Raw genomic sequence first — 6,276 nt, forward strand, 5'->3', positions numbered from 1 at the left:
GCGTCCACCTGCTGTCACCCACCCCACCCCATCACCCCCCTCGCCGAGCGCTGAGTTGTTCCGCGGAACAACTCAGCGCTCGGCGAGGTGGGGGTGGGGGCGAGGGGGGGGTGTGGGGAGGGCGAGAAAGGGGAGGGAGGGGCGAGGGGCACGCGGTCAGCCGAGGTCGAGGGCGAGGAGGTCCTCCTCGGTCTCGGGCCGCACGACGTAGCGCGCCTGCCCGTCCCGCACGGCCAGCACGCCCGGCCGCGGGAGGAGGTTGTAGTTCGAGGCCATCGAGCGCCCGTAGGCACCGGTGGCGGGCACGGCGAGCAGGTCGCCGGCGGTGACGTCACCCGGGAGGAGGACGTCACGCACGACGACGTCCCCGCTCTCGCAGTGCTTGCCGACCACGCGCGAGACGACGGCGGGCGCCTCGCTGCGGCGGCTCGCGACGGCGGCGGTGTAGACGGCGTCGTAGAGGGCGGTACGGATGTTGTCGCTCATCCCGCCGTCGACGGAGACGTACCGGCGCTCGGTGCCCTCCTCCGTCGTCACCGGCTTGACCGTGCCGACCCGGTAGAGGGTCAGCCCGGCCGGCCCGACGACGGCGCGCCCCGGCTCCACCGACACCCGCGGCGGCGGCGTGCCGAGCTCGGCGGACAGGCGGCGCACGACGCCGGCGAGCGCGGGGGCGATCTGCGCGGGCGTGAGCGGGAGGTCGGCGCCGGTGTAGGAGATCCCGTAACCGCCGCCGAGGTCGACCTCGGGCATGAGCGTGCCGGTCTCGGCGGCCACCTCGGCGCGCAGGCGCAGGAGCGCGCCGGCTGCGACCTCGAAGCCGGACAGGTCGAGGATCTGGGAGCCGATGTGGGAGTGCAGGCCCAGGAGCGTGAGCTCGGGACGGGCGAGGACGGCGTCGACGGCGGCACGGGCGGCCCCGCTCGTGAGCGACAGGCCGAACTTCTGGTCCTCGTGGGCGGTGGCGATGAAGTCGTGGCCGCCGGCGTGGACGCCGGTCGTCACGCGGACCATGACGGGCGCGGGCAGCTCGAGACGCCCGGCGAGGTCGGCGAGGTGCTCGATCTCCGCGAGGGAGTCGACGACGATACGGCCCACCCCGGCTCGCAGCGCCCGCTCGAGCTCGGCGTCGGACTTGTTGTTGCCGTGCAGCGCGATCGTGTCCCCCGGGACCCCGGCACGCAGGGCCACGGCGAGCTCACCGCCCGTGGACACGTCCACGTGCATGCCCTCCTCGGACACCCAGCGGTCGACCGCGACGGACGCGAAGGCCTTGCTCGCGTAGTACACGTCGGCGCCGGCGAGGTCCGCGAAGGCCTCGGTGAAGGCGGTGACGAAGGCGCGGGCCCGGCCGCGCAGGTCCGCCTCGTCCAGGACGTAGACGGGGGTGCGGTGCTCGGCGGCGATGTCCCGCACGTCGAGGCCGCCCACCTCGAGGCTGCCGTCGGCGGTGCGGCGGACCGAGCCCGCCCACGGGGTGCGGGGGTCCTCGGCGGACGGCTCGGGGGCCGCCGTCGGCGAGGTCACATCCGCTCCGGGGCGGAGACGCCGAGGAGGTGGAGACCGTTGGCGATGACCTGGCCGGTGGCGTCGTTGAGCCACAGCCGGGTGCGGTGGACGTCCTCGACCGGGTCCTCCCCGCGGGGGGACACGCGGCTCTGGTCGTACCACTTGTGGTAGGCCGAGGCGAGGTCCTCGAGGTATCGCGCCACCCGGTGCGGCTCGCGCAGCCGGGCGGCGCGGGCCACCATCTCGGGGAAGCCGGCGAGGTGGCCGAGCAGCACGCTGTCCGCCTCGGTGCCGATGAGGGTGGGGTCGAAGGCGTCCTCGCGGCGCACGCCGTGCTGGGCGGCGTTGCGGCTGACGTTGCGGATGCGGGCGTGCGCGTACTGGACGTAGTAGACGGGGTTGTCCATGTTCTTCTCGCGCAGCTTCTCCCCGTCGAGGCTGAGCGGGGAGTCCGCGGGGAAGCGGGCCAGGGTGTAGCGCACCGGGTCGGTGCCGATCCACTCGATGAGGTCGCTCAGCTCGATGATGTTCCCGGCGCGCTTGCTCAGCCGCGCCCCGGCGACGGACACGAGCTGGCCGATGAGGATCTCGATGTTCGTCTCGGGGTCGTCCCCCGCGCACGCGGCGATGGCCTTGAGCCGGTTGACGTAGCCGTGGTGGTCGGCGCCGAGGAGGTAGATCTTCTCGGGGAAGCCGCGGTCCTTCTTCGACAGGTAGTAGGCGGCGTCCGCGGCGAAGTACGTGGGGGTGCCGTCGGCGCGGATGAGGACGCGGTCCTTGTCGTCACCGAAGTCGGTGGTGCGCAGCCACACGGCGCCGTCGGCGTCGAAGACGTGGCCCTGCTCGCGCAGGCGGGCGACGGCGGTCTCGACCGCGCCGCTGCCGTGGAGCTCGCGCTCGGAGAAGTAGACGTCGAAGTGGACCTCGAACTCGGCGAGGACCTGCTGGATCTCGGCCAGCTGCAGCCGGTAGCCGGTCTCACGGGCCGCGGCGACGGCCTCGTCGCCCTCGAGGTCGAGGAGGTCGGGGCGCTCGGCGAGGACCTTCTGGGCGAGCTCGGTGACGTACTCCCCCCGGTAGCCGCCCTCGGGGACCTCGGTGCCGGCGGCCCGGGCGAGGACCGAGGCGCCGAACTTGTCCATCTGCGCACCGGCGTCGTTGATGTAGTACTCGGGCGTGACGTCGGCGCCGGACGCGCGCAGCAGCCGCACGAGCGCGTCACCGAGCGCCGCCCAGCGGGTGTGGCCGATGTGGAGCGGGCCGGTGGGGTTGGCCGAGACGAACTCGAGGTTGACGGCGTGGCCGGCGAGCGCGTCGTTGCGGCCGTAGGCCTCCCCGGCCTCGAGGATCGACCGGGCGAGCTCGCCCGCGGCACCGGCCTCGAGCCGGATGTTGAGGAAGCCCGGGCCGGCCACCGAGGCCGACTCGACGCCCGCCGCGCCGCCGAGGCGCTCGGCGAGCATCTCGGCGAGGGCGCGCGGGTTGGTCCCGGCCTTCTTGGCCAGCTGCATCGCGACGTTCGTGGCCCAGTCCCCGTGCTCCCGCTGCCGCGGTCGCTCGACCTTGACCTCGCCGATCTCCTCGGCGGACAGGGCCAGGGTGCCGTCGGCGACGGCGTCGAGGAGGCAGGAGCGGATGAGCGCGGCGAGTTCGGTCGGAGTCACCGAATCAGGGTACTAGCGCCCGGCCGCCTGCCTGCCTCCGGCGTCCGTGGGGGCTACAGCGGGAGGCTCGCGTAGAACTGGCTGACGTAGTCGGCGCTGCCGGTGATCTGCAGGACGTGGCCGCGGTCGGTGGTCCAGATGTAGCGACCGCGCTCGTCCTCGAGGAAGAAGGCCCAGAAGGTGCCGGTCTCGTTGGTGTAGGTGTCACCAGTGTCGACCTGCTCACCGTCGACGGCGTCGACCATCTCCGCGGCGAAGGCGTCGGCGGCCTCGTTGTCGGGCCACAGCGTCGCCCGCATCTCGATGGTCTCGTCACCGCTGACGTAGGTGCCGCGGTAGGCCTCGACCGCTCCGTTGACGCGGTCGTCGGGGGTGAAGCCCTCCTCGGACAGCTCGAAGGTGAGGTCACCGACGGAGACCGTCTCGTCGAGGTCGCCCAGCAGCTCGGAGGTGGGCTCCTCGGTCGGCTCCTCCGTGGTCGCGCTCGGCTCGGAGGTGGGCTCCTCGGTGGGCTCCTCGGTGGTCGCCGGGTCCGTCGGCTCCTCGGTGTCCCCGGGCGTGGTGGTCGCCTCCGCCGTCGGGCTGGGCGACGTGGTGGGTGCCGGGTCCTCGTCGTCACCGCCGAGGAGCAGGATCGCGGCGATGCCGCCGGCCACGAGGAGGACGACGACGGCGATGACGGTCGGCAGGACCCAGCGCGGGCGCCCACCCTCGGGCTCGGTCTCGGGCTCCGGCTCGGTGGTGCTCGCGTCGGAGTAGATCGTGCGGCCCGGGTCGGGCGCCTGACCGTAGCTCGCGGCCGGGTAGGCCGCGGTCGTGTCGGCGGGCGGGGCGTCCGGCGCGTCGTACGGGGAGCGCGCGAAGCTCTCGCCGTCGTCGGGGGTGCGGGGCGCGTCGTCGTCGGGCGGTCCGGGCGTCGGGCCCGTGGGCGGCTGCTGGCTCATGTCGTCTCCTTCACGTCCGGCGCGGGAACGCCTGGGAGTGCGGCGTCCACCCTAGGACCTCATGATCCCCCTGTCGCTCCACGACCGCCGGACGTGGCGGGCGCCACGTCCGGCGGATGTGAGGATGGCCCGCCGGCCCTGATAGCATCGCCGGGCGTCGTGCCCCTGTAGCTCAGTGGATAGAGCGTCTGCCTCCGGAGCAGAAGGTCGCTGGTTCGAGTCCAGTCGGGGGCACTCATGCTGCCCGGGAACGGGCGGCGTGCTCAGGGTGCGGGCCACCACCGCGGCAGCGCGGACATGATCTCCCGCGAGCGCGTCGCGGAGTCGGTGGTGTCCTGCTCCGCCCACACCCCCACCGCCGCGGCACAGGCCGCGCCGACCATCTGCGCGGCCGTCGTCTCGTCGATGTCGACGACGCGCCCGCGTTCGGCGAGCCGGCGGTGCGCGTCGACGGCGCGCTCGGCCAGCGCGTCGGCGACGATGCGCTGGAACTGGTGGTCGCCGTCGGTGGCGAAGAGACGGCGGTAGGCGGGTCGGTTCCCGGCGACGTGGTCGAGCATCCCCGCCAGCGCGGCGCGGTAGGCCTCGGTCGCCTGGTCGAGCTCGTCCGGCAGGTTCGCCACGTCGACCGAGGCGAGCTCGTCGATGAGCGCCGAGAACATGTGGGCCGCGAACTCCGCCACCGAGGAGAAGTGCTTGTAGAAGGTGGTGCGGTGGATGCCGGCCACCCGGCACAGCTCGGAGACGTTGATCTCGCTGATCGACTGGTCCTCGAGGAGGGTGGTCATGGCACGCTCCAGGAGCGCCAGCGTGCGCCGCGTGCGCGGGTCGGTGTGCGACTCGTGGAGGGTCATCGCCACATTGTGCACCACCCCACCCCCTGGCAGGGGGCTGTTCACACGTCGTCTGACGGCTGCGTGGGACGGCCGTCGTCGTCCCAGTCCCCGCGGGTGCGCAGGACCGCGCGCAGCACCGTGGGGCGGTCGGTGACGAGGCCGTCGACACCGAGGTCGAGGAGCCGGTGCATGGTGGGGGCGTCGTCGATCGTCCACACGTGGATCTCCAGGCCCAGCCGGTGCGCGCGGTCGACGAACGCGGGGGTGACGACGGTGATGCCGCGGTGGCGCACGGGCACCTGGACGCACACGGCGCGGTCCGTCGTCGTGCCCGACGGCGTGGGGACGCCGCGGGCGGGGACGCCGAGCGTCGCGGCGGCGACGAGCCGGGCGGTCTCCTGCCGGCCCAGGCTCGTGGCGACCCGCCCCTGCGTGACCCGGCGCACGACCTGCAGGCGGCGGTCGGAGAAGGAGGCGAGGCACACGCGGTCGCCCGCTCCCGCCTCGGCGATCGTGCGCAGCGCGGGGCCGACGACGCCGTCCTCCTTGAGGTCGATGTTCAGACGCAGCCGCGGGAAGTCCGCCAGGGCCTCGTCGAGCCGCACGAGGCGCCCGCCGGAGTGGTCGCGCAGGCGAGCGGCCTGCTCCCAGGTGAGCGCCGAGAGCGGACCGTGGCCGGTGGTCGTCCGGTCGAGGGTGGGGTCGTGCTGGAGGACGACGACCCCGTCCGCGGTGCGGTGGACGTCGGTCTCGACGTACCGGTAGCCGAGGGCCTCGGCGTGCTCGAGGGCGGCGCGGGAGTTCTCGGCGACCTCCGCCCCTCCCCCGCGGTGCGCGAGCGCGGCCGGGCCGGGCCGGTCGAGGTAGTGGGCCCCTCCGGCGCGCCCGCCGCTCAGGGAGCGGTGCACTGGCTCGGGGCGACCAGGGTGAGGCCCAGCGAGGCGAGGAAGGGCAGCGGGTCGACGGTGGTGCCGTAGGCGCGGGTCGGGAAGGGGTTGCGGGGCCGGGGCTCCTCGGTGGTCGGCTCCTCGGTGGGCTCCTCCGACGGCTCCTCGGTGGTCGGCTCCTCGGTCGGCTCCTCCGACGGCTCCTCCGTCGTGGGCTCCTCCGACGGCTCCTCGGTGGTGGGCTCCTCGGTGGTCGGCTCCTCCGAGGGCTCTTCCGTCGTGGGCTCCTCGGTGGGCTCCTCCGTGGTCGGCTCCTCGCCCGGGGTCTCGTCCTCACCCGGCGTCTCGTCCTCACCCGGCGTCTCGTCCTCACCCGGCGTCTCGTCCTCACCCGGCGTCTCGTCCTCACCCGGCGTCTCGTCCTCACCCGGCGTCT

The 6,276-nt window shown here is 73.9% G+C and carries 6 protein-coding genes and 1 tRNA gene; 1 reads left to right on the plus strand and 6 read right to left on the minus strand.

Annotated elements, in window-relative coordinates:
• Positions 1 to 156: 156 nt before the first annotated feature.
• The 3 genes from lysA to DSZ44_RS06330 are packed head-to-tail and all read right to left on the minus strand — an operon-like array spanning position 157 to position 4,117.
• The gene (gene lysA, locus DSZ44_RS06320) at positions 157 to 1,527 is read right to left on the minus strand and encodes a diaminopimelate decarboxylase (protein WP_110851769.1); all 1,371 of its coding nucleotides are present in this window, start codon (positions 1,525 to 1,527) and stop codon (positions 157 to 159) included.
• Positions 1,524 to 3,173 (minus strand): arginine--tRNA ligase, encoded by a 1,650-nt coding sequence (argS, locus tag DSZ44_RS06325; protein WP_110851770.1) that lies wholly within the window; start codon positions 3,171 to 3,173, stop codon positions 1,524 to 1,526. The genes lysA and argS overlap by 4 nt, the downstream gene beginning before the upstream one ends.
• A 53-nt stretch (positions 3,174 to 3,226) precedes the next feature.
• Positions 3,227 to 4,117, minus strand: coding sequence for a hypothetical protein (locus tag DSZ44_RS06330; RefSeq protein WP_110851771.1), 891 nt, complete (start codon positions 4,115 to 4,117; stop codon positions 3,227 to 3,229).
• Between the two features lie 161 nt (positions 4,118 to 4,278).
• Between DSZ44_RS06330 and DSZ44_RS06335 the strand changes: the two genes are divergently transcribed.
• Positions 4,279 to 4,351, plus strand: a tRNA-Arg gene (locus tag DSZ44_RS06335).
• Positions 4,352 to 4,380: 29 nt separating this feature from the next.
• On the opposite strand, the gene DSZ44_RS06340 is transcribed toward DSZ44_RS06335, so the two are convergent.
• From DSZ44_RS06340 to DSZ44_RS18525, 3 genes are all read right to left on the minus strand, one after another.
• Positions 4,381 to 4,971: a TetR/AcrR family transcriptional regulator gene (locus tag DSZ44_RS06340; RefSeq protein WP_110851772.1), complete on the minus strand. Its 591-nt coding sequence runs from the start codon at positions 4,969 to 4,971 to the stop codon at positions 4,381 to 4,383.
• Positions 4,972 to 5,012: 41 nt separating this feature from the next.
• Positions 5,013 to 5,861: a glycerophosphodiester phosphodiesterase family protein gene (locus DSZ44_RS06345; RefSeq protein ID WP_258369267.1), complete on the minus strand. Its 849-nt coding sequence runs from the start codon at positions 5,859 to 5,861 to the stop codon at positions 5,013 to 5,015.
• Positions 5,846 to 6,276, minus strand: a 431-nt coding sequence (locus DSZ44_RS18525) for a hypothetical protein (RefSeq protein WP_220035108.1), incomplete at its 5' end; no start/stop codon positions are given. The genes DSZ44_RS18525 and DSZ44_RS06345, both read right to left, overlap by 16 nt.

Source organism: Georgenia satyanarayanai, from assembly GCF_900116375.1.
In the GTDB taxonomy this organism is placed as follows: Bacteria; Actinomycetota; Actinomycetes; order Actinomycetales; family Actinomycetaceae; genus Oceanitalea; species Oceanitalea nanhaiensis.